This window comes from Methanobrevibacter acididurans (genome assembly GCF_046197875.1).
GTDB lineage: Archaea > Methanobacteriota > Methanobacteria > Methanobacteriales > Methanobacteriaceae > Methanobrevibacter_A > Methanobrevibacter_A acididurans.
Genome location: NZ_CP166991.1, coordinates 1,355,001 through 1,374,101, shown reverse-complemented (window position 1 = coordinate 1,374,101; position 19,101 = coordinate 1,355,001). Strand labels below are relative to the sequence as shown.

Below are 19,101 nucleotides of genomic sequence, written 5' to 3'. Positions count from 1 at the left end.
AATTTTATATTTACTATAAAAGTATATATATTATTTAATTTAAATGATTAATTATGACAAAATGGAGGAAAATATTATGATTGAAATTCGCTTTCATGGTCGTGGAGGACAAGGTGCTGTAACTGCAGCTGAAATTTTAGCAAAAGCAGCATTTGAAGATGGAAAATTTTCTCAAGCGTTCCCATTCTTCGGAGTAGAAAGAAGAGGGGCACCGGTCATGGCTTTTACTAGAATTGACTCAAAACCTATAAAAATCAGATATCAAGTATACAATCCTGATTATGTAATGGTTCTAGATGATGGATTACTCAATGTTGTAGACATTTATTCTGGAATAAACAAAGATGGTGAAGTAATTATAAATACTACTAAAGAATTAGATTCTAAAGATGTGGAAGTATTTGATATTGATGCAACTGGTATTGCATTAGATAACTTAGGTAGAAACATAGTAAATACCATTATTTTAGGATGCTTTGCTAAAAGAACTGGTGAAGTAACCATTGAATCTATTATAAAAGTAATTAAAGAAACATTCCCTGGAAAAATAGGGGAAAAGAATGCAACTGCTTGTAAGATTGCATATGACTTAGCTTAAAAAATTTTTAAAATTTTTTTATTAAAATTAAAATTTATTTTAACGTATTATCAAAAAAATTATAAAAAGGTGATATAAATGGATACTATTGGAGGAGCAATAGCCAATCCCGGAAATACCCGTATTAATAAAACAGGTAGTTGGAGAACCTTTAAACCAACACTTAATAAAGATGAATGTGTTGATTGTGATAACTGTATTCTGTTCTGTCCAGAAGGATGTATAAATAAAGATCATGATATAGATTACGATTATTGTAAAGGCTGTGGAATTTGTAAAAATGAATGTCCAGTAAAAGCTATTGAATTAGCGAGAGAAGAATAAAAAGGAGATTATTTATGACAAAAAAAGTTATGACATCAAATGAAAGTGTAGCTACTGCTGTAAAGTTAGCTAAACCTAAAGTAATTCCTGTTTATCCTATAACTCCACAAACAACAATATCTGAAACATTAGCACAATATGTAGCTGATGGAGATCTTGATGCTGAATATATTAGAGTTGAATCTGAACATAGTGCAATGAGTGCAACTTTAGGGGCTTCTGAAGCTGGAGTAAGAGTATTTACTGCTACATCTTCTCAAGGATTAATGTTTATGCATGAAGTAGTATATGCGGCTGCTGGAATGAGAGCACCTATTGTTATGGCTGATGCTAATAGAGCAATTTCTGCACCATTGAATATTTGGAATGATCATCAAGATGCAATAGCAGAAAGAGATTCTGGATGGATACAAATCTTTGTAGAAGATGCTCAAGAAGCATTAGATACAACTTTAATGGCTTATAAAATAGCTGAAAACGAAAATGTATCTTTACCTGTAATGGTTTGTTTAGATGGATTTATTTTAACACATACTGTAGAACCTGTAGAAATTCCAGAACAAAGTGATGTAGATGAATTTTTACCACCTTATGAACCGGTACATCAATTCTTAGATCCAGAAAAACCAATGAGTTTAGGTAATTTTGCAGATACTAAATCTTATACTGAATTAAGACATGATATTCAAAAAGCTTTAGATTATTCTAAAGATGTAATTACTGATGTTGGTAAAGAATTTGGTGAAAAATTCGGTAGAGAATATGGTCTTATTGAAACTTATAAAACAGAAGATGCTGATATTATAATTGTTTCAATGGGAAGTCTTTGTGGTACTATTAAGACTGTTGTAGATGATTTACGTGATAAAGGTGAAAAAATAGGATCATTAAGAGTTAGATCTTACAGACCTTTCCCATATGAAGAAATTGAAGAAGCAACTAAAAATGCAAGTAAATTAGCTATAATTGATAAAAATGTATGTTTCGGTGTTGGAGGAGCATTATATAATGATATCAAAGCTCGTGTTGGTAAAGAAGCTTATGATTTTATAGCTGGTTTAGGTGGAAGAGATATTACTCGTGAAACAATTTTAAAAGTTGTTGAACAAACCAAAAATCCTGTTAAAGATGTTAATTGGATAGATCTTAAGGAGGACTATTAAAATGGAAGTACCTGAAATAGAATTATTAGCACCAGGTCACAGAGGTTGTGCTGGTTGTGGAGCTAGTATTGGAGTAAGACTTGCTCTTAAAATGTTAGGTAGAAATACTGTAGCTATAGCTGCTACAGGATGTTTAGAAGTTATGACAACTCCTTTCCCTGAATCTGCATGGGAAGTTCCTTTTATTCATGTTGCTTTTGAAAATGCCGCATCTGTTGCTTCTGGTGTAGAAGCAGCACTTAAAGCTCAAGGTAAAGAAGATGTTAATGTAGTAGCTTTCGGTGGTGATGGGGGAACTGTAGATATAGGTCTCCAAGCATTATCTGGGGCAATGGAAAGAGGTCATAATATGTTATATATTTGTTATGATAATGAAGCTTATATGAACACTGGTATTCAAAGAAGTGGAGCAACACCTTATGGTGCAAGTACAACTACTTCTCCTGCAGGTAATGTTAGTTTTGGTAAAACAGAAACAAAGAAGAACATGCCTCTTATTATGGCAGCTCATGGAATACCTTATGTTGCAACAGCAAGTATTGCTTATCCTGAAGATTATATGAAGAAAGTTAAAAAAGCATCTGAAATAGATGGACCGTCATATATACATTTACATCAACCATGTACTACTGGTTGGGGATTTGATCCAAGTAAAACTATTGAAATTGGTCGTAAAGCTGTTGAATCTGGTGCATGGTCTTTATATGAGATTGATCAAGGGGAATTTAAAGTAACTTATAAACCTCAAAACAGAATTCCTGTTATGGATTATTTAAGTACTCAAAAAAGATTCAGACATCTTAAACAAGAACAAATTGATCAAATACAATCTTATGTTGATTCAAATTGTGAAGAATTAGGAATATAAATAATAGAAGGAGGTAACTCTTTTGGAAAAATTATTAGTACAAAGTGAATTATGTGATGGTTGTTTAGATTGTGAAAAAGCTTGTGAAGGTATTCATGGTGTTAAAAATATCACTATTCATGATGTAGGTGACAGTTATTATCCAATACGTTGTCAACAATGTGAAGATGCTCCTTGTGAAACTATATGTCCTACTGGTGCTATGACCAGTGAAGGTGTTGATGCAACTAAATGTATAGCTTGTGGTTTTTGTTCCATGGTTTGTCCATTCGGTAGTATTTCAATAGCTTATGGAAGTTCTCATAAATGTAATCTTTGTAAAGATCGTGAAGATGGTCCAGCTTGTATTCAAGCATGTAGTAAACGAGCTATTGCTCTTGTTGATATTGAAAATCTTAAAGATAAAAAACAGAGTGCACATGTTGCTAAAATTCAAAGTTTAGGTAAAAAACCTAAACGTAAAGGTGTTTTATCTCTTGTAACAAGTGCAACTAAAAATAGTGCTGCTATGGATAAGGAGAGTGAATGAGTATGCGTGAATTGAATTTAACTCCAGAATTATGCGTAGATTGTGGAAAATGTGAAAGAAATTGTCCAAATAATGCAATTCATGTTAATGAAGGAATACCATTATTCTGTATGCACTGTGATCCTAATCGAGCTCCTTGTCTTCATTCATGTCCAGAGGGCGCTATTGAAGAGTTAGGTGGAGCTATAATTATCAATGAAGATAAATGTATAGGATGTGGAACATGTACAACTGTTTGTCCTATTGGTGCCATAAACATTGATGAGGTTGGAACCGCAAAAAAATGTGATTTATGCTTTGATAAAGAATCTCAAGCATGTGTAGATTCTTGTCCAACTAAAGCATTAACTAATGACATAGAAGAAATTATTCAAGAACGTCAAGAAAAAGTTTCTGAAGGATTAGTTAAAATTCAAAGCATAATGAAATAAAAAATTTATATTTAAGATTTTTTTAGATTATTTTTTCTTTTTTTCAAATTTTTTTTACTATTTTTTAATAAATTATTTAAATTTGTTTGTATAATATTTAATAGAAAAACTATTAAAAATTTTATTTTTTTAAGGGAATATTTTTATGATTACAGAAAAACTTATTGAAGATACAATTTTCCAACTTTATAAAAAAGCAGCTATAGAAGTTAGAGATGATGTAAAAAATGCACTTGAAAATGCACTAGAACAAGAGGACAATGATTTAGGAAAACTAAACATTAATAATATTCTAAAAAATGTAGAATTAGCCTCTAAGAATCAAATACCTATGTGTCAAGATACTGGCTTACCAATAATTTTTGTTAAACTTGGAAATGTCAAATGTGAAAATTTAGTTAAAGCTATCCAAAATGGGGTTAAAAAAGCTACTAAAGATGTGCCTTTACGACCTAATGTTGTAGACCCATTAACTAGAGAAAATACGGGTACTAATATTGGGGATGATATTCCTCAAATAAATATTGATTTAATAGATGAACCCTATGTGGAATTCACAGTTTTACCTAAAGGTTTTGGTTCAGAAAACAATAATAAATTAAAAATGGCATTACCTGCTGAAGGTATTGAAGGAATTAAAAATTTTGTAATAGAATCTGCTTTAGCTGCAGGTGGAAAACCTTGCCCTCCAATGATTGTTGGAGTTGGAGTTGGTGGAACTAGTGATATGGCTATGAAATTAGGTAAAAAAGCTTTATTAAATAATATTGGTGAACATAATCCTAATGAAGAAATAGCTAAAATTGAATCAGAAATTTTAAGTGAAATTAATAAAAAAGGTAAAGGACCAATGGGAATGGGTGGACGCACAACTGCTTTGGATGTTAAAATATTAACTGCAAGTACACATACAGCAGGATTACCTATTGGGGTAGTTATCCAATGTTGGGCTCATAGACATGCTACAACTCGTTTATTTAATGAATAAATTTAATTAAATTTTTAGGAAGTAACTAAATTGAAAGTTCTTATAATTACAGGAAAACTTGCTTATCCTTTAGTAAAAGAAAAAGCAGACAAGAGTAAAGTTGATACAATTGTTCATATTGCAGATAATACTCAAGTAGCAGCATTTTTAACTCCTAATAAAATTATTAAAGAAATCAAAAATAATTTTGCTAATCAATTGGATACTGTTGATTTTATTATTGCTCCAGGTTTGATGAGAAAATCTACAACTGAAATTAAAGAAGCATTTAACATACCTACTTTTAAAGGATCTACTGATGCAGCAGATTTACAAATGGTTCTAGATTTAATGGAAGATTTAGAATTATCTGAAGTTAAAGCTGCAGATAGATTGATTGAAGAAGAAAAGCGCAAACAAGCATTTGAATTAATTAATAATTATGAAAATGATAAAATTAATGTAAATAATTTACTTAAAAAATCAGAAAATATTCTTGTTAAAAATTTACCTGTAGGTGAAGACTTTCCAATGCGAGTATTATCTGAAATTGCAAATGCTCCGGCTTTATCTAAAGAAGATTTAATTAAAAAAGCAGAATACTTTATTGCTTCCGGTTCAGATATGATAGATATTGGTATGCTAGCTGGTGAAGATCGTTCTGAAGATATACCTTCTTTAATTGATTCATTAAGGCCGATTGTTGGGGATAAACCTTTAAGTATTGATACTTTAAATCCCAAGGAAATAAAAATTGCTGTTGATTGTGGAATTGATATGGTATTAAGCTTAGATCATGGGAATTGTGAAGAATTATTACCTTTATTAAAAGAACATAATGTTCCTGCAGTATTGCTTCCAACAAATTATAATGATGGATTTGTACCTCATACTCCTAAAGAACGTATCGACTCTATGAAAAAGCTTATTAAAAAGACTGAAGGCTTGGATATTATTGCGGATATGGTTTTAGATCCAATTAATAGTAATAGTCTTGTTGATTCTATAACTGCTTATAATGATTTCCATAAGCAATGTAAAAGACCAATGTTTTTTGGTATTGGGAATGTTATAGAATTAATGGATACAGATTCTGTAGGAGCTAATGCAGTACTTTCAGGTTTAGCCATGGAATTAGGAGCAAGTATACTTTTTACTCCTGAAGAAAGTGCTAAAACTGCAGGTAGCGTTCATGAATTAGCAGTTGCTAGTAAAATGATGTTTTTAGCTAAAAAAAGACATTCTATACCTAAAGATTTAGGTATTGACTTATTGGTTTTTAAAGATAAAAGAAAACATAATAATTTATCAGAACAATATAATGTTCCTTTAGAAGAAGCTAGTGAATGTAAAAAATTTAAAAGGGATCCTAAAGGTAGTTTTAAGATTCGTGTAAGTTATGGTAAAAATGTTGAGGATAGTAAAATTATTGTAACACATTTTACTAAAACAAAGCCAGATATTTCTATTTCAGGATCTTATGCTAAAGAAATTTATGATGAACTAGTTAAAAAAGGATTAGTAACCAGATTGGAGCATGCTGCTTATTTGGGAAGTGAATTAGAAAAAGCTGAAATTGCTATGATTACTGGTAAAGATTATATTCAAGATTTTCCTTTATTTAACCATCCATTAAAATTAAATTAATCTTTTTAATTATTTTTATATTTTATCAATAATTGGGGATATTTTTGAATCAAGGTTATTTAATTCAGATTCTTTAACCATTAAAGTTTCTAAAGGTTCTTTTCCAATAATCTCACTCATTTTATTAAAAGTTTTTTTACCATCATCGGATTTACTTGTTGCAACATATATTACATTTTTAAATTTATTTGCATTTTCATTGATGTAAGCTAATATTGGTGAAGACATAGTTCCTGCCCATATTGGTGTTGCTAAAATAATACAATCATAATCTTCAGGATTATAATTAGTTTTTTCTATTTTAATCTTTTTTCCAATTGCAGAATCTTTAGCCCCTTTCATATAACCAATTTTTCCAGAATAATTAGTTTTTGGTATTTTTTCTTCAATATCGCATGAAAGTTTATTTTGTATTCCTTCAGCAACTTTTTTAGTATTATTTGTTCTTGAATAATATGTAATTAGTGTTTTCATTTTTTTTCATCTCTTAAAGTCTATATTTTAAGGTTAATTTTATATTTAATAATATAAATATTATATTATATAAATTTTAATGAAAAAAGTCTATTTTAAAAATAAAATTTTTATAATTATTTTTGAGGTTTAATTAATGAGTTATCGAGGAAATAGGATACAAAAACGTAATAGAATAGCTTACTTAGATCAATTAAAAGCTATTTCAATTTTACTTGTTATTATAGCTCATGTTTGTTATTATTATATTCCTGGACATATTAATGGTTCAGAAGTTGCAACTTTTTATGATATTATTTGTAAAGTAAGTATTCCTCTTTTTATGATGGTTTCAGGAGTTCTAATTTTAGGTAGAAAATCTGATTTTATTAATTTTGTAAAACTTAGATTTCCTCGAATGTTAATTCCATTTTTTTCATGGTGGATTATATTCATAGTTTTAGCATTAGTAACTGGAAATTATGTAAGAACTGCATCTGTATATCATGTTTCTTTTATAACTTATATTTTTAAAATGTTATTAGGAGAACCACAATACTTAGGTCATTTCTGGTTTGTTTGGCTTATGTTAAGTATTTACTTAGTTGCTCCTATTATTAATAAATGGATAACTAAATCTTCTTTCGATGAAGTAGGTATTTTCCTCATTATTTGGTTTATAACATGTATTTTTACAACTTTCCATCTTCCATACATTAATATAGATTTAAGATACTTTGCGGGACCATTAGGTTATTTTATCTTAGGTTACTATTTACACAATAAAAGAAGTTTTATTTTAGAAAATAAATGGATTTGGCCAATCGTTTTCATTGCTGTGACTATAATTAGGTTAACTTTACCCTCAAATAATATATTAACTGCAGGCACAAGTGATAATTCATTATATTATAATATACTTATAGTCTTCCAAGCTGTTAGTTTTTTCTTAACTATAAAAAACTTTAATTATGATTCCAGAACATTAAGTAATAAAAATAATTTTTTCACAACAGGTTTTTTTAGTTTTGCTATAATATCCTTAAGTAGTAATGTTTATGGAATTTATTTAGGGCATATGTTATATTATGAATTATTAACACCATTATTCCTGATTAATAATTTTTGGTTAATGATTCCATTATCTGGAATATTTATTTTACTATTAACTTGGGCTACAATGTTAGTATTTAATGAAATACCAATATTAAGAGCTTTAACAGGTAGAATTAGGTATAAAAATACTAGATAAAAAAATTTTATTATTTTTTTTTATCTTATGCTCTTTTTAAATTTATTTATTTTAAAAATTAAGAATTATTATTAATTTTCATATTTGGATTATTGTATGGAATGTTTAAATTTTCTCCTATATTAATTAAGGGTATTATGCAGTTTAATTCATTGGTTATGGAATTATTTCCATTTAATTCTTGGTTGTTTGTGTTGTTTTGGGTGTTGTCAGTTGAATAAAATGAACTTATTGCGAATCCGCCTAAAACTATTATAAACAATATTATTAATCCTATTATTTTTTTATTCATTTTCATTATGCTCGTAAAATTAATTATTAATTATCTTTTATAATTTTTAGTATTTTATTTTTTGGTTTTAAAAAACATTTTTAGTTTTAATTGTTTAAAACAAATCTATTTATTTAAAGAAAATGAATATTATAATTATTAAAAAAAAATAATTTTAATAATAATATTAATTGAATTATAAAAAAAATATAAGAAAGGTTTTTAAATTGGTTAAAGATGAGATTACAATTAAAAATATTGATAAAAATTTAAATGAAATTGGTTATGTTAGTAATAAAGAAATAACCACAGCTATGTTCTTAGCATTATCTTTAAATAAACCTATACTAATTGAAGGACCTCCAGGTGTAGGTAAAACTGAATTAGCAAAAGCTATTGCTAAATCATTAAATAGGAAATTTTTCCGTATACAATGTTATGAAGGAATAACATTTGAACAAATAATTGGTGAATGGAATTATCAAAAACAATTATTACACTTAGAATCATCTAAAGGAAAAAATCAAGATGAAAATAGTATCTTTAATAATGAATATTTTATTAAAAGACCATTACTTAATGCTTTTATGAATGAAAACGATTCATTATTGTTAATAGATGAAATTGATAAAGCAGATGAAGAAGTCGAAAGTTTTTTATTACAAGCATTAGGTGAAAAAGAAGTTACAGTAAATGATTTAGGGACTTTTCAATTAAATAATGATCTTATTGTTATATTAACAAGTAATTCACAAAGAATGTTACTGGATGAAACTAAGGATAGATGTTTATTTTTATATATTCCATATCCAAGTGTAGAACGTGAAATGAAAATTGTTAAATCAAAAATACCTGAAGTTGATGATGGTTTATCTCGTAAGGTGGTTAATTTAGTTCATCGTATTCGTGATTTGAACTTAACTAAGAAACCTAGTGTGAGAGCAACTGTAGACTGGGTTAATAGTGTAGAAAATTTAAACACTAAAAATGTAGATCAAGCACTTATAGATAGTGTAGGTGTAGCAGTTAAAAGTGAATCTGATAAAAAAAGAGTTATGAAAGATATTTTCAAACAATAATAATTATATAAATAATGAATTAATTTTTTTGATGTTTATGAAAGCTAAAATAATATATTTGTCTAATCAACTTAGAGATAAAGGTTTAAATGTAAGTATTCGTAGTACACAAACTGCATTAGATACTTGTGAAATTATGGGTGTGAATGATTTAGTTTCACTTAAAAGAGCTCTAAGAAGTGTTTATGTTAAAGATAAATATGATATGATTAAATTTGATGAAATTTTTGATCAATGCTTTATTAAACCTCCTTTAACTGATGAATCTAAGAAAGTTAAAAAAAATAGTAATATGAATGCAGGTAAAGCTGGTGGAAAATCTAATAAGTATGTTATTAAGAAAAAGAATGCTAAAGTTCATAAAAAACCAAATAAAATGGGAATGGAACAAATTAAACAACTTTCAGGGACACCTGTATTAGATGATAGAGAAAATTTAGAACGTGAAGGTGAACTTTTAAATAAAGATTTAACAAAGTTAAATAAATTTGATCCTAGAATGTTGGAGTTATGTCAACAATTGGGTCGTCGTATTGCTAATAAAAGATCTAGACGTAATAAATTAGCTAAAACTAATAAAGTTGATATTCGAAGAACTATACGTAAAAATATTAAATATGGTGGAGTTCCTGTTGAGTTAATTAAAGCTAAACCTAAAAGACATAAGAATGAACATTTATTTTTAAATGATATAAGTGGATCATGTGAATGGATTAGTAGTTGGTTTTTCATGTTAATGTATTCCTGTCAAACAGCTTTTAAGAATTCAAGAGTTTTTGAATTTGATAATAAAGTTATTGAAACAACGGATGCACTTAAACAGGATTATTTATTAAATGCTTTTGCTGATGTTAGAACTTTACGTATGAGGAATGCGATGGTTCATGGAACTAGTAATATGTATTCAGCATTTAATTTATTTAAGAAACAAGCAAAATTAAATAATAAATCTTATGTTGTTTTATTATCTGATTGTCGTGATTGGGCAGGTCCAAAAATTGACGGTATACCTGCAAGTGTTGAAGTATTACAAGATATAGTAAGGGACAGTAAAAAAGTTGTTATACTTAATCCTGAGGATAAAAATAAATGGGATGTAGTTGATAGCTGTGTTAGTTTATATGAAAATGTTGGTGCTAAAGTATTTGAAGTTAGCACTCTTAATCAGTTAGCTGATTTTGTAGTTCAAATGTAAAAATTTAATAGATGATTAATATGGATATATGTAGTAAATGTGGTAACCCCAATATTGTAATTAAAAGAAAAGCATCTGGACAAGCCTTGTGTCAAGATTGTTTTATAGAAAGTATTGAGAAAAAGGTTATTAAAACAATTAAAAAAGAAAATCTTTTACAAAAAGGAGATAAAGTTATGGTTGCGTTATCTGGAGGTAAAGATAGTGTAGCTACACTTGAAATTTTGAATTCTTATGTTGAAAGACATTTCATTGAGTTATGTGCATGTACAATTGATGAGGGTATTAAGGGGTATCGTCAAGAAGGAGTAGATATAGCTAAGAGACATGCAAAACGTTTGGGGATAGAACATCAAATTTTATCATTTAAAGATGCTTTTGATATAGATCTTGATGAGATTATGAATGTTCCAGATCATAGAGGAGCTTGTACTTACTGTGGGGTTTTTAGACGATGGTTAATAAATCGTGCAGCAAGGGATATGGGTGCAACTAAAATTGCAACTGGTCATAATTTGGATGATGAAGCTGAAGCTATAATAATGAATTATTTAGAAGGCAATATTGGAAATTTAGTTAAAATTGGTCCGATAACAGAATCTAAAAGTGAATTGTTTACTCCTAAGATCAAACCACTTCGTGAAATTCCTGAAAGAGAAGTTGGATTATATGCTTTATCTAAAGGTTTAGAAATCCATTTAGATGGTTGTCCTTATGCTCAACAATCTTTCAGAATGGAAGTAGGTAATGTTTTAAAAGATTTAACACCAGAACATCCTACAATAATGTATAGTACACTTAGAGGATTTGATAAAATGCGACCAGTTATTCGTGAAGAATTAACTGAACCTTTTGAATTTGATAGGTGTGAAATTTGTGGTGAACCTTCATCAAATAAGGTTTGTCGGGCTTGTACTTTCTTAAAAGAGTTAGGTCATAGCCCTAACTTAGATTATTTTTAAGGGATTAAATTTTTTTTAAATAAATATAAGATGATTTTTATGACATTTAAATTAGAGTATAATGAAATTAATGAAGATAAAGAATTAAATGGTAAAACAACAATATTAAATGTTTTAGATGATTTGGAAGTTTCTCCACAAACTATTGTTGCAAAAAAGAATGATCAAATAGTATCAGAGGATGCTGAAATAAATGATGGAGATACTATTAAATTAATTCAAATTATATATGGGGGATAAGATTTGAATTTTATCGTTATGAGGTTAATTTTATGAAAGTATATTATGAATGTGGGGCATGTTATTTACGTCAAGCTAAGGAAGCATTAAATCTAGCTAGTGATGATGATGATTTAAAACTTAAAATAATGGAAGATGTAATTAAGTTTTTGTCAAAAAATTTTAAAAAGGGAGCATCATCTAATGCAACAGGATCTGGAATGCATAAATTGATAATGGATGAAACAGGTTGTAATGATCCTTATAATGAGAAGAAACATTTAGGTAATGAAATAGCTAAAAATTTATTACCTCAAGTAAAAGAAATACTTAAAAAAGATGATAGTTTAGAAAATTATGTTAAAATAAGTATTGTAGGTAATATTTTAGATTTTGGTGCTTTTGGTTTTGATACTGATATTAATAGTTTATTAAATGATTATTTAGGTAAAGATTTGGCTATTAATGATGTAAATAGTTTAGATTATGCGTTGAAAAATCATGATGAATTGTTATATTTGGTTGATAATACTGGGGAAATAGTTTTTGATAAACTTTTGCTTGAAAAAATAAAAGAGGATTATGATATTCATATTACTGTTGCAGTAAAAGATAATCCAATTTTAAATGATGCATGTATGGAAGATGCATTAGAAGTTGGTTTAGATGAATTTGCAGATTTAATTACAATTGGGACTAATACTGTAGGTGTAGTATATAATAGTTTATCTGATGATTTTAGGGATTTCTTTGATAAATCAGATTTTATTATTTCTAAAGGTATGGGTAATTATGAAGGTTTAAGTGAATTAGATTTTCCAACTCAGGATGTTTTTTATTTATTATGTTCTAAATGTAAAGCTAATGCTTTATCTTTAGATGTTGCTAATGGTGATATGGTTTTGTTAAAATTTAAGAATTAATTTTTTTTAATAAAATTTATTATTCGTATATTTATGAACAAATTGGTAATCTTTATAAACAATAAAATTTATTATATAAAATTATGAAAGAAAAAACTTCATGGATAATATTAATTATTGTTTTTATTTTAATAGTGGTATCCGCTTTTGCAATAACTAATAATTATTTTAATATTAATCCTCAAACTAATGAGGTTTCTACCTCTGCTGATTCCAATTCTGTAAGTGATTCAAGCAATTATCATGTTGAAAATAGTTCAAATGTAACTGTAATTAGTAATAATATTGAATGGTATACTGATTTAGATTCAGCACTTAGTGTTGCTCAAAAGGATCAAAAACCATTATTTTTAGCGTTTCAATCTTCCACTTGTCAGTATTGTCAACAAATGAATTCTGAAACATATACAGATGTTAATGTTCAAGATAAACTTAATAGTAATTATATTCCAGTAATTATTGATGGGGATAATCATCCTGAATTATGTAGTAAATACCAAGTTGTAAGTTATCCAACATTTGTAATTTTAAATTCAAATGGTGATGTGAATAAAACAATTATAGGATTCCAATCTGTAAATGATTTATTAAGTAAAATTTAGTTAGTAGTGTAGGTATTGGTTTATGGATTTCATGTTTATTATTTCATTTTTAGTAGGTATAACTTCAGTACTTTCACCTTGTGTATTACCTGTAATTCCTATAATTATTGCATATTCTTTTTTAGAAAGAGATAAAATTGAAACATTAGTTTTTACTTTGGGATTATTTTCAGTTTTCTTTGTAATTATCATTTTGTCTATGATTTTTACTGCAGCTATTACTCATTATTTACATTGGATAAGAATTTTAGCATCTTTAATTTTAATATTTTTAGGTTTAGTTCTATTATTTAATTTAAATCTATTCAATTTTAATTTAAGAGTTAAAAATAATAAAACTGGATTGTTAAAATCTTTTTTAATGGGTTTAGTAACTTCTTTAGCTTGGGCTCCTTGTTATGGCTCATATCTTTTAAGTTTGATGAGTGTTACTATATCTAAAGGTAATGTTGTTTATACTGGTTTGAACTTATTATCATATACTTTAGGTTTTGCTTTTACAATTTATTTAATAGGGTTTATCGTATCAGAAATAAACTTCAAGAAAATCAATGAATGGTCCAATATAATTAATAGAATTTGTGGATTAATCATTTTAATAGTGGGAGTATACATGCTACTTGCTCAATATGGAATTTTATTATAAAAATGGTGAGACAATGGATATAGGGTTTATAGGTTTTGGCAAAGTTAATCAAACATTAGCAAATAAATTAACAAAACAATATAAAACATATGTCTCAATAGAAAACAGAAGCGAAGAAACAATAAAACGCATAAAACAAACAGAAACAATAAAATTAGATTCAAATAAACAACTAATGGAAAAATGTGACATAATAATAAGTGCAAACAGTCCAAAAAACGCACTAAACGTAGCAAAACAATTTTCAAACTATGAAGGATTATACCTAGATTTAAACAATATAAACCCAACAACCACCCTAAAAATAGAACAAATATTTTCAAACAATTTCATTGATGGTGCAATAATAGGTAAAGTTGAAAATTTAAAACTTTTAATATTATCAGGTCCAAAATCAAAAAAATTATCAATTTTCAAAAACTGCAATATTAAAACAAACATCATAAGTGACAAAATTGGAGATGCATCTAAATTAAAAATGTTAAGAAGTATCTACACAAAAGGAGTAAGTGCCCTATTAATCGAAACATTTGAAAATGCAAATAACTTAAGCTCACAATTATGGGACATATTAGAAATTACAGAAAATACAGATTTCAAATCATCAAGCACATCCCGTATAAAAAATAGTAAAAAAAATAAAAAACGTAAAAATGAAGAGTTAAATGAAATATTAAATTTCTTAAAAAACCAAAACTCTTCTACAAATAATTTAATCATGACTGAAGCTACAAAAAATAAATTCGAAAAACTTTAATTGTCATGAATATAAATTTTAACTCTCAATCCACGATCCCTTTCCACTACCTCTCCCCTAACAGGTATGAATTGTGAATCAATAATATAACGTAAATAAGTAACATGCAATGCAGGTAATTTTAATATAGTTTTAATCTTAAATTTACCCTCTTTAATCTCACAAGATAACATATTATCCTTATCAACATAAATTTTAGCAGGGATTCTATGTTCCTTTAACCCTCTTTTAAGCTTTTTAGTTTCAAACTTTGTAATATTCAAACCACCCTCAAAACTTAAAGGAACATTATTTACCTCAATATTCTCACTTCTGAAACGTTCATTAGCATCTTGTGTTAGTTCCCCATTTTCAACTTCACTAGCAACATAAAAAGCTCGTTGAATAACTTTATCAACAATTTGTTCTGGAGGAATAACACCTTTAGCTTCATAAGTCCTCATAAGTTTAACAACTTCATTTTTACTAACCTCTTTTTCAATAGCACTAGTTGCTAATCTTGTAAGAACAGGACCATAACCAACTCTTCTAAAAACAGCCCAAATACTTTCAGGATCTTGATATTGGCGAGCTTCAATTATTGCATTTACAGCATCTGCATTTAAATATGCAATATTAGTCAAATCTCCACGGGAATAAGTATTCATTTTATGAGTGATACTTCTATAATTTCTTTGATTATTAATAGTTCCATTATCAATTTCCCTTTTAATAATCTTAATACTTGATTTTGGAAGTAAATTTTCCACTTCATCTGTAATTTCCATATCATTCTCAATTATAGATTTCCTAATAAAACGTCCACTAATCTTCCCATCCTTTTCTAACTCAGGTATAATATGAACTTTCATATTATGTTCAAATTTGGTTTTCAAAAACTCATTAACTGCATACCATCTAACAACATTCCTATTTGGTATTTCACGAGGCATTCCTAAAAAGTTTTTTTCACGCACAAAACGATCACCCATCTTTTTAATCTTTTCAGGACTAACTTCTGCAGCACTAATATAATCAGTTATACCATCCTCAATCATTTGTGATGCACGTATAGGTACACTATAAGATAAAGTTAATCTATGATGTAATCCTTCTACAGGTACAATAACATCTGCACCACATGCTTTAGCCATTTCAGCCCTAGCATTAAAATTACAGAAAAAAGGTGCATGATTTGCACTGTAACCTTTATTTAAGTATACAACTACTTTATCTCCAGTTTTATTTGCTATTTTTTTTCCACTTTGGATTAATTGTTCATGCCCTAAATGTACAGGGTCAAAATCTGCACTGATTCCAATCATTTTCATATATTCCTTAAAAAAATATTATTCATTTAAAAAAAGTTTGCTTATTCATTAATAAAATAAAAATTTTAATTTTAAAAAAAATTTGTTAAAGACAGATTATACTTTATCTGTCTAATAAATTCAATATACCTGCTAAAATTAACCATATTCCGATTAAAGCTCCTAGAACTGTAGGATCTTGTATGTAAGTTCCTACTATAATATATATTACACCTAAAATAATACCTATTATACCAATCCAAAATCCGTAACGTGTTTCTCTACTTGTTATAAGAATTATTAAACCTATGACGATTAAGAATAGTCCTGCAAGGTAAATAGTTAATGCTGCTAAGAATGCGAATAAACTTGGATTGAAAATTAATCCTAATGAAAGTACTAACATTACAATACCTATTATAAGGTATAAAATACATTTAGTTTTACTATAATCAATTTCAGATACACCAGTAACAAGTAAAAATATACTCATTAATAATATGGATAATCCAAGAATACTACTTGCTCCAATTACGCCCAGCATAGGAAATGCAATGATTATAACACCTAAAATTATGGCAATAATACTAATTGATTCCTTTTTCAATATAATAAACCTCCCTTTATAATTGTTATTAATATAATATTTTTAATTAATTATTAAAAAAACTTTTCTTTAATATAAAGGTAAATGTTTTTTATTTGTTTTAGATTGACTTAAATTATTAAATTTTATTTCTGCTTCCCATTCCTTTTTACAAGCACAATCATGATGAATTTGTGTTTGTGTAAGATTACTGCTAATAATTTTATGTTTTAAATCTTTATTACATTTCTTACAATTGTAAGGGCCACGTTTAGAACCAAATCCTGAGGTATCCATTAATGCCGGAATTTTTACATTTTCTCTTATTGTGTTAATAATCTTAACAGTACTCCAAATCCAAGGAGGTTGATATGATCCTCTTCTCCATAATCTTTCTATCACAGTTCCTTTATGGATAGTAGCAGGACAACAACTAATACGATCAACTCCAATTTCTTCAACAAAATATGCAGTATCAATAGCTTCTTTTATAGCTTCAGATTCGGATACGAGAATAGGTTTAACAAAAATATACGCTTTACTTTTTATATTATACTCATTTTTAGCTTCTTTGATTAAATCTATGGCTTTTTTAAAAGTTTCTGTAGTGAATCCCTTATTTATTTTTTCTAAACGTGTTTCTTCATTTACTGTTTCTAATCCTATACTTATTTCAAAAAGTTTTCCATTTAAAATTTCACAAATTTCATTTATACGTGTATTTGTAATATATTCAGGTCTTGATTCAACAATAACTTCACTTATTTCATCAATATTACTAATTATTTTTAAAATTTGATCTCGTGCTTTTATTGGTAGTTCTTCAGGATTAAAAAAACTTCCAGATGCAAATAATTTTATAGCAATCTTTTCACCATTATCAAAATCTTCTTTAATTTCTTCTAAATGTCTATTTAATTGATTTTGGAACAATTCTATAATTTTATCAGTTTCTATAGGTTTTAAATAACAATCATGAATATAACTACACATTGTGCATCCACCACTTGGACCTAACGCCCAACTACAACCAGGTGTAGGTAATATTAAAAATATAGATTTTCCTTTACCTGAGTATAATAAGTCTTCTTGGTACCAACTTGTGGCTAGATATTCTAAATCCTTAGGTTTTGTTCTTTCAATAGCATTATCCCGTATTTCTTTTGTTAATTCTCTTATTTCCATAGTTTTAAAATCCATTTTGTTTAATTGTTATTATTATAATTATTCTTTATGTTTTTAATTAATAATATAAAAAGATGAAACATAATTTTTTATATATAAATGTTTCGATATTTTTCTAATAACAAATACTTTATAAGCTCTTGCATATAATTTAACATGGTGATAATAAATGAAATTTGGTATAGAATTTGTTCCGAATGAACCATTAGACGAAATTGTAAAAGACGTAAAATTAGCTGAAGACGCAGGATTCGAATATGTATGGGTAACAGACCATTACAACAATAAAAATGTATATGAAACTTTAGCATTAATCGCTAAAGAAACATCTACTATTAAGTTAGGACCTGGTGTAACTAATCCATATGTACGTGGACCAGCTATATCTGCAAGTGCTATTGCAACTATAGATGAAATCTCTGACGGAAGAGCTACCTTTGGTATCGGACCTGGAGATAAAGCTACATTTGATACATTAGGTATTGAATGGACAAAACCTGTAACTACAGTTAAAAACGCTATTGAAGAAATTAAAACATTAACATCTGGTGGATCTACTCCTAGTGGAGCAGCTTTACAAGGTGCAAAAGCGGTTCAAGAAGCAATCCCTATGTATATGGGTGCTCAAGGACCAAAAATGCTCGAAACTTCTGGAGAAATAGCAGACGGTTGTTTAATCAACGCTTCTAATCCTAAAGATTTCGAAGCAGCTATTCCAATGATCAAAAAAGGTATTGATGCTGCAGGTAAAAACATTGCAGACTTTGATGTAGCAGCTTATACTTCTACTTCTATTGGAACTGACTCTGAAGCAGCTAAAAAAGCAGCAAAAATTGTTGTTGCATTTATTGCAGCTGGAGCACCTCCAATGGTTATTGCAAGACACGGATTACCTGAAGGATTCAATGATAAATGTGGTGACTGCTTAGCAAAAGGAGACTTCGGTGGAGCAATTGGTTTAATAGACGATGCTGCATTAGATGCATTCTCTGTATGCGGAACCCCTGATGAATTCGTTCCTAAGATAGAAGCTTTAGGTGAAATGGGAGTAACTCAATATGTTGCAGGATCCCCATTAGGTAAAAACAAAGAAGAATCTATTAAATTATTAGGAGAAGTAATCGCTAAGATGTAAATTCTCTTAATTTTTTATTT

At 28.0% G+C, this 19,101-nt stretch carries 23 protein-coding genes; 18 read left to right on the top strand and 5 right to left on the bottom strand.

From position 1 onward, the window contains the following. The first annotated feature begins 76 nt into the window (after window positions 1-76). From porC to ACA135_RS06740, 8 genes are all read left to right on the top strand, one after another. Window positions 77-598 (top strand): pyruvate synthase subunit PorC, encoded by a 522-nt coding sequence (porC, locus tag ACA135_RS06775; RefSeq protein WP_409197997.1) that lies wholly within the window; start codon window positions 77-79, stop codon window positions 596-598. A 78-nt stretch (window positions 599-676) separates the two neighbouring features. Beyond that, window positions 677-922, top strand: coding sequence for a pyruvate synthase subunit PorD (porD, locus tag ACA135_RS06770; protein ID WP_409197996.1), 246 nt, complete (start codon window positions 677-679; stop codon window positions 920-922). A 14-nt stretch (window positions 923-936) separates the two neighbouring features. Then, window positions 937-2,085, top strand: a complete 1,149-nt coding sequence (porA, locus tag ACA135_RS06765; protein ID WP_409197995.1) for a pyruvate synthase subunit PorA — start codon at window positions 937-939, stop codon at window positions 2,083-2,085. A 1-nt stretch (window position 2,086) separates the two neighbouring features. Then, window positions 2,087-2,953: a pyruvate synthase subunit PorB gene (gene porB / locus ACA135_RS06760; RefSeq protein ID WP_409197994.1), complete on the top strand. Its 867-nt coding sequence runs from the start codon at window positions 2,087-2,089 to the stop codon at window positions 2,951-2,953. A gap of 22 nt (window positions 2,954-2,975) precedes the next feature. Then, a complete protein-coding gene (locus tag ACA135_RS06755; protein WP_409197993.1) occupies window positions 2,976-3,482 on the top strand; it encodes a 4Fe-4S dicluster domain-containing protein in 507 nt (168 codons plus the stop codon). Window positions 3,483-3,484: 2 nt separating this feature from the next. Then, complete coding sequence (locus tag ACA135_RS06750; protein ID WP_409197992.1) at window positions 3,485-3,913, top strand: 4Fe-4S dicluster domain-containing protein; 429 nt, start codon at window positions 3,485-3,487, stop codon at window positions 3,911-3,913. Between the two features lie 145 nt (window positions 3,914-4,058). Next, a complete protein-coding gene (locus ACA135_RS06745) occupies window positions 4,059-4,901 on the top strand; it encodes a fumarate hydratase (RefSeq protein WP_409197991.1) in 843 nt (280 codons plus the stop codon). A gap of 30 nt (window positions 4,902-4,931) precedes the next feature. After that, window positions 4,932-6,527, top strand: a complete 1,596-nt coding sequence (locus ACA135_RS06740) for a dihydropteroate synthase-like protein (RefSeq protein WP_409197990.1) — start codon at window positions 4,932-4,934, stop codon at window positions 6,525-6,527. A 15-nt stretch (window positions 6,528-6,542) separates the two neighbouring features. Here the strand turns inward: ACA135_RS06740 and ACA135_RS06735 are convergent, their stop codons facing one another. After that, window positions 6,543-7,001, bottom strand: coding sequence for a flavodoxin family protein (locus ACA135_RS06735; RefSeq protein ID WP_409197989.1), 459 nt, complete (start codon window positions 6,999-7,001; stop codon window positions 6,543-6,545). Window positions 7,002-7,137: 136 nt separating this feature from the next. On the opposite strand from ACA135_RS06735, the gene ACA135_RS06730 reads away from it, so the two are divergent. Further along, window positions 7,138-8,232, top strand: a complete 1,095-nt coding sequence (locus ACA135_RS06730) for an acyltransferase (RefSeq protein WP_409197988.1) — start codon at window positions 7,138-7,140, stop codon at window positions 8,230-8,232. Window positions 8,233-8,290: 58 nt separating this feature from the next. Here the strand turns inward: ACA135_RS06730 and ACA135_RS06725 are convergent, their stop codons facing one another. Further along, the gene (locus tag ACA135_RS06725; RefSeq protein WP_409197987.1) at window positions 8,291-8,524 is read right to left on the bottom strand and encodes a hypothetical protein; all 234 of its coding nucleotides are present in this window, start codon (window positions 8,522-8,524) and stop codon (window positions 8,291-8,293) included. A 206-nt stretch (window positions 8,525-8,730) separates the two neighbouring features. Between ACA135_RS06725 and ACA135_RS06720 the strand changes: the two genes are divergently transcribed. The 8 genes from ACA135_RS06720 to ACA135_RS06685 all read left to right on the top strand — a co-directional run bounded on the left by ACA135_RS06720 (window position 8,731) and on the right by ACA135_RS06685 (window position 14,886). Further along, window positions 8,731-9,582 carry an AAA family ATPase gene (locus ACA135_RS06720; protein WP_409197986.1) on the top strand — a complete coding sequence of 284 codons (852 nt, stop codon included), beginning with the start codon at window positions 8,731-8,733 and terminating at the stop codon, window positions 9,580-9,582. 37 nt (window positions 9,583-9,619) lie between these two features. Then, window positions 9,620-10,777, top strand: a complete 1,158-nt coding sequence (locus ACA135_RS06715) for a VWA domain-containing protein (protein WP_409197985.1) — start codon at window positions 9,620-9,622, stop codon at window positions 10,775-10,777. 20 nt (window positions 10,778-10,797) lie between these two features. Then, a complete protein-coding gene (locus tag ACA135_RS06710; RefSeq protein ID WP_409197984.1) occupies window positions 10,798-11,739 on the top strand; it encodes a TIGR00269 family protein in 942 nt (313 codons plus the stop codon). A gap of 39 nt (window positions 11,740-11,778) precedes the next feature. After that, on the top strand, window positions 11,779-11,979 hold the full coding sequence (locus ACA135_RS06705) for a MoaD/ThiS family protein (protein ID WP_409197983.1): 201 nt from the start codon (window positions 11,779-11,781) through the stop codon (window positions 11,977-11,979). Window positions 11,980-12,011: 32 nt separating this feature from the next. Next, window positions 12,012-12,881 (top strand): damage-control phosphatase ARMT1 family protein, encoded by an 870-nt coding sequence (locus ACA135_RS06700; RefSeq protein ID WP_409197982.1) that lies wholly within the window; start codon window positions 12,012-12,014, stop codon window positions 12,879-12,881. An 83-nt stretch (window positions 12,882-12,964) separates the two neighbouring features. Next, the gene (locus ACA135_RS06695; protein WP_409197981.1) at window positions 12,965-13,483 is read left to right on the top strand and encodes a thioredoxin family protein; all 519 of its coding nucleotides are present in this window, start codon (window positions 12,965-12,967) and stop codon (window positions 13,481-13,483) included. A gap of 22 nt (window positions 13,484-13,505) precedes the next feature. Next, entirely contained in the window at window positions 13,506-14,129 is a 624-nt protein-coding gene (locus ACA135_RS06690) for a cytochrome c biogenesis CcdA family protein (protein ID WP_409197980.1), read from the top strand. 13 nt (window positions 14,130-14,142) lie between these two features. Further along, window positions 14,143-14,886: an NAD(P)-binding domain-containing protein gene (locus ACA135_RS06685; protein ID WP_409197979.1), complete on the top strand. Its 744-nt coding sequence runs from the start codon at window positions 14,143-14,145 to the stop codon at window positions 14,884-14,886. On the opposite strand, the gene ACA135_RS06680 is transcribed toward ACA135_RS06685, so the two are convergent. From ACA135_RS06680 to ACA135_RS06670, 3 genes are all read right to left on the bottom strand, one after another. Next, window positions 14,883-16,190, bottom strand: coding sequence for a cytidyltransferase (locus ACA135_RS06680; protein ID WP_409197978.1), 1,308 nt, complete (start codon window positions 16,188-16,190; stop codon window positions 14,883-14,885). The two genes, ACA135_RS06685 and ACA135_RS06680, sit on opposite strands and share 4 nt — an antisense overlap. Before the next feature lie 109 nt (window positions 16,191-16,299). Beyond that, on the bottom strand, window positions 16,300-16,782 hold the full coding sequence (locus tag ACA135_RS06675) for a DUF308 domain-containing protein (protein WP_409197977.1): 483 nt from the start codon (window positions 16,780-16,782) through the stop codon (window positions 16,300-16,302). 69 nt (window positions 16,783-16,851) lie between these two features. Further along, a complete protein-coding gene (locus tag ACA135_RS06670) occupies window positions 16,852-17,946 on the bottom strand; it encodes an archaeosine biosynthesis radical SAM protein RaSEA (RefSeq protein ID WP_409197976.1) in 1,095 nt (364 codons plus the stop codon). Between the two features lie 169 nt (window positions 17,947-18,115). Here ACA135_RS06670 and mer point away from each other — a divergent pair, with 169 nt between their 5' ends. Then, on the top strand, window positions 18,116-19,081 hold the full coding sequence (gene mer / locus ACA135_RS06665; RefSeq protein ID WP_409197975.1) for a 5,10-methylenetetrahydromethanopterin reductase: 966 nt from the start codon (window positions 18,116-18,118) through the stop codon (window positions 19,079-19,081). Window positions 19,082-19,101 lie beyond the last annotated feature (20 nt).

Coding starts and splice junctions, on each gene's coding strand:
- ACA135_RS06715 (WP_409197985.1), top strand. CDS start 9,620: ATGAAAGCTAAAATAATATATTTGTCTAATCAACTTAGAGATAAAGGT.
- ACA135_RS06750 (WP_409197992.1), top strand. CDS start 3,485: ATGCGTGAATTGAATTTAACTCCAGAATTATGCGTAGATTGTGGAAAA.
- ACA135_RS06685 (WP_409197979.1), top strand. CDS start 14,143: ATGGATATAGGGTTTATAGGTTTTGGCAAAGTTAATCAAACATTAGCA.
- ACA135_RS06730 (WP_409197988.1), top strand. CDS start 7,138: ATGAGTTATCGAGGAAATAGGATACAAAAACGTAATAGAATAGCTTAC.
- ACA135_RS06690 (WP_409197980.1), top strand. CDS start 13,506: ATGGATTTCATGTTTATTATTTCATTTTTAGTAGGTATAACTTCAGTA.
- ACA135_RS06670 (WP_409197976.1), bottom strand. CDS start 17,946: ATGGAAATAAGAGAATTAACAAAAGAAATACGGGATAATGCTATTGAA.
- ACA135_RS06680 (WP_409197978.1), bottom strand. CDS start 16,190: ATGATTGGAATCAGTGCAGATTTTGACCCTGTACATTTAGGGCATGAA.
- ACA135_RS06695 (WP_409197981.1), top strand. CDS start 12,965: ATGAAAGAAAAAACTTCATGGATAATATTAATTATTGTTTTTATTTTA.
- porB (WP_409197994.1), top strand. CDS start 2,087: ATGGAAGTACCTGAAATAGAATTATTAGCACCAGGTCACAGAGGTTGT.
- mer (WP_409197975.1), top strand. CDS start 18,116: ATGAAATTTGGTATAGAATTTGTTCCGAATGAACCATTAGACGAAATT.
- ACA135_RS06725 (WP_409197987.1), bottom strand. CDS start 8,524: ATGAATAAAAAAATAATAGGATTAATAATATTGTTTATAATAGTTTTA.
- ACA135_RS06700 (WP_409197982.1), top strand. CDS start 12,012: ATGAAAGTATATTATGAATGTGGGGCATGTTATTTACGTCAAGCTAAG.
- ACA135_RS06745 (WP_409197991.1), top strand. CDS start 4,059: ATGATTACAGAAAAACTTATTGAAGATACAATTTTCCAACTTTATAAA.
- ACA135_RS06710 (WP_409197984.1), top strand. CDS start 10,798: ATGGATATATGTAGTAAATGTGGTAACCCCAATATTGTAATTAAAAGA.
- porD (WP_409197996.1), top strand. CDS start 677: ATGGATACTATTGGAGGAGCAATAGCCAATCCCGGAAATACCCGTATT.
- ACA135_RS06705 (WP_409197983.1), top strand. CDS start 11,779: ATGACATTTAAATTAGAGTATAATGAAATTAATGAAGATAAAGAATTA.
- porC (WP_409197997.1), top strand. CDS start 77: ATGATTGAAATTCGCTTTCATGGTCGTGGAGGACAAGGTGCTGTAACT.
- ACA135_RS06735 (WP_409197989.1), bottom strand. CDS start 7,001: ATGAAAACACTAATTACATATTATTCAAGAACAAATAATACTAAAAAA.
- porA (WP_409197995.1), top strand. CDS start 937: ATGACAAAAAAAGTTATGACATCAAATGAAAGTGTAGCTACTGCTGTA.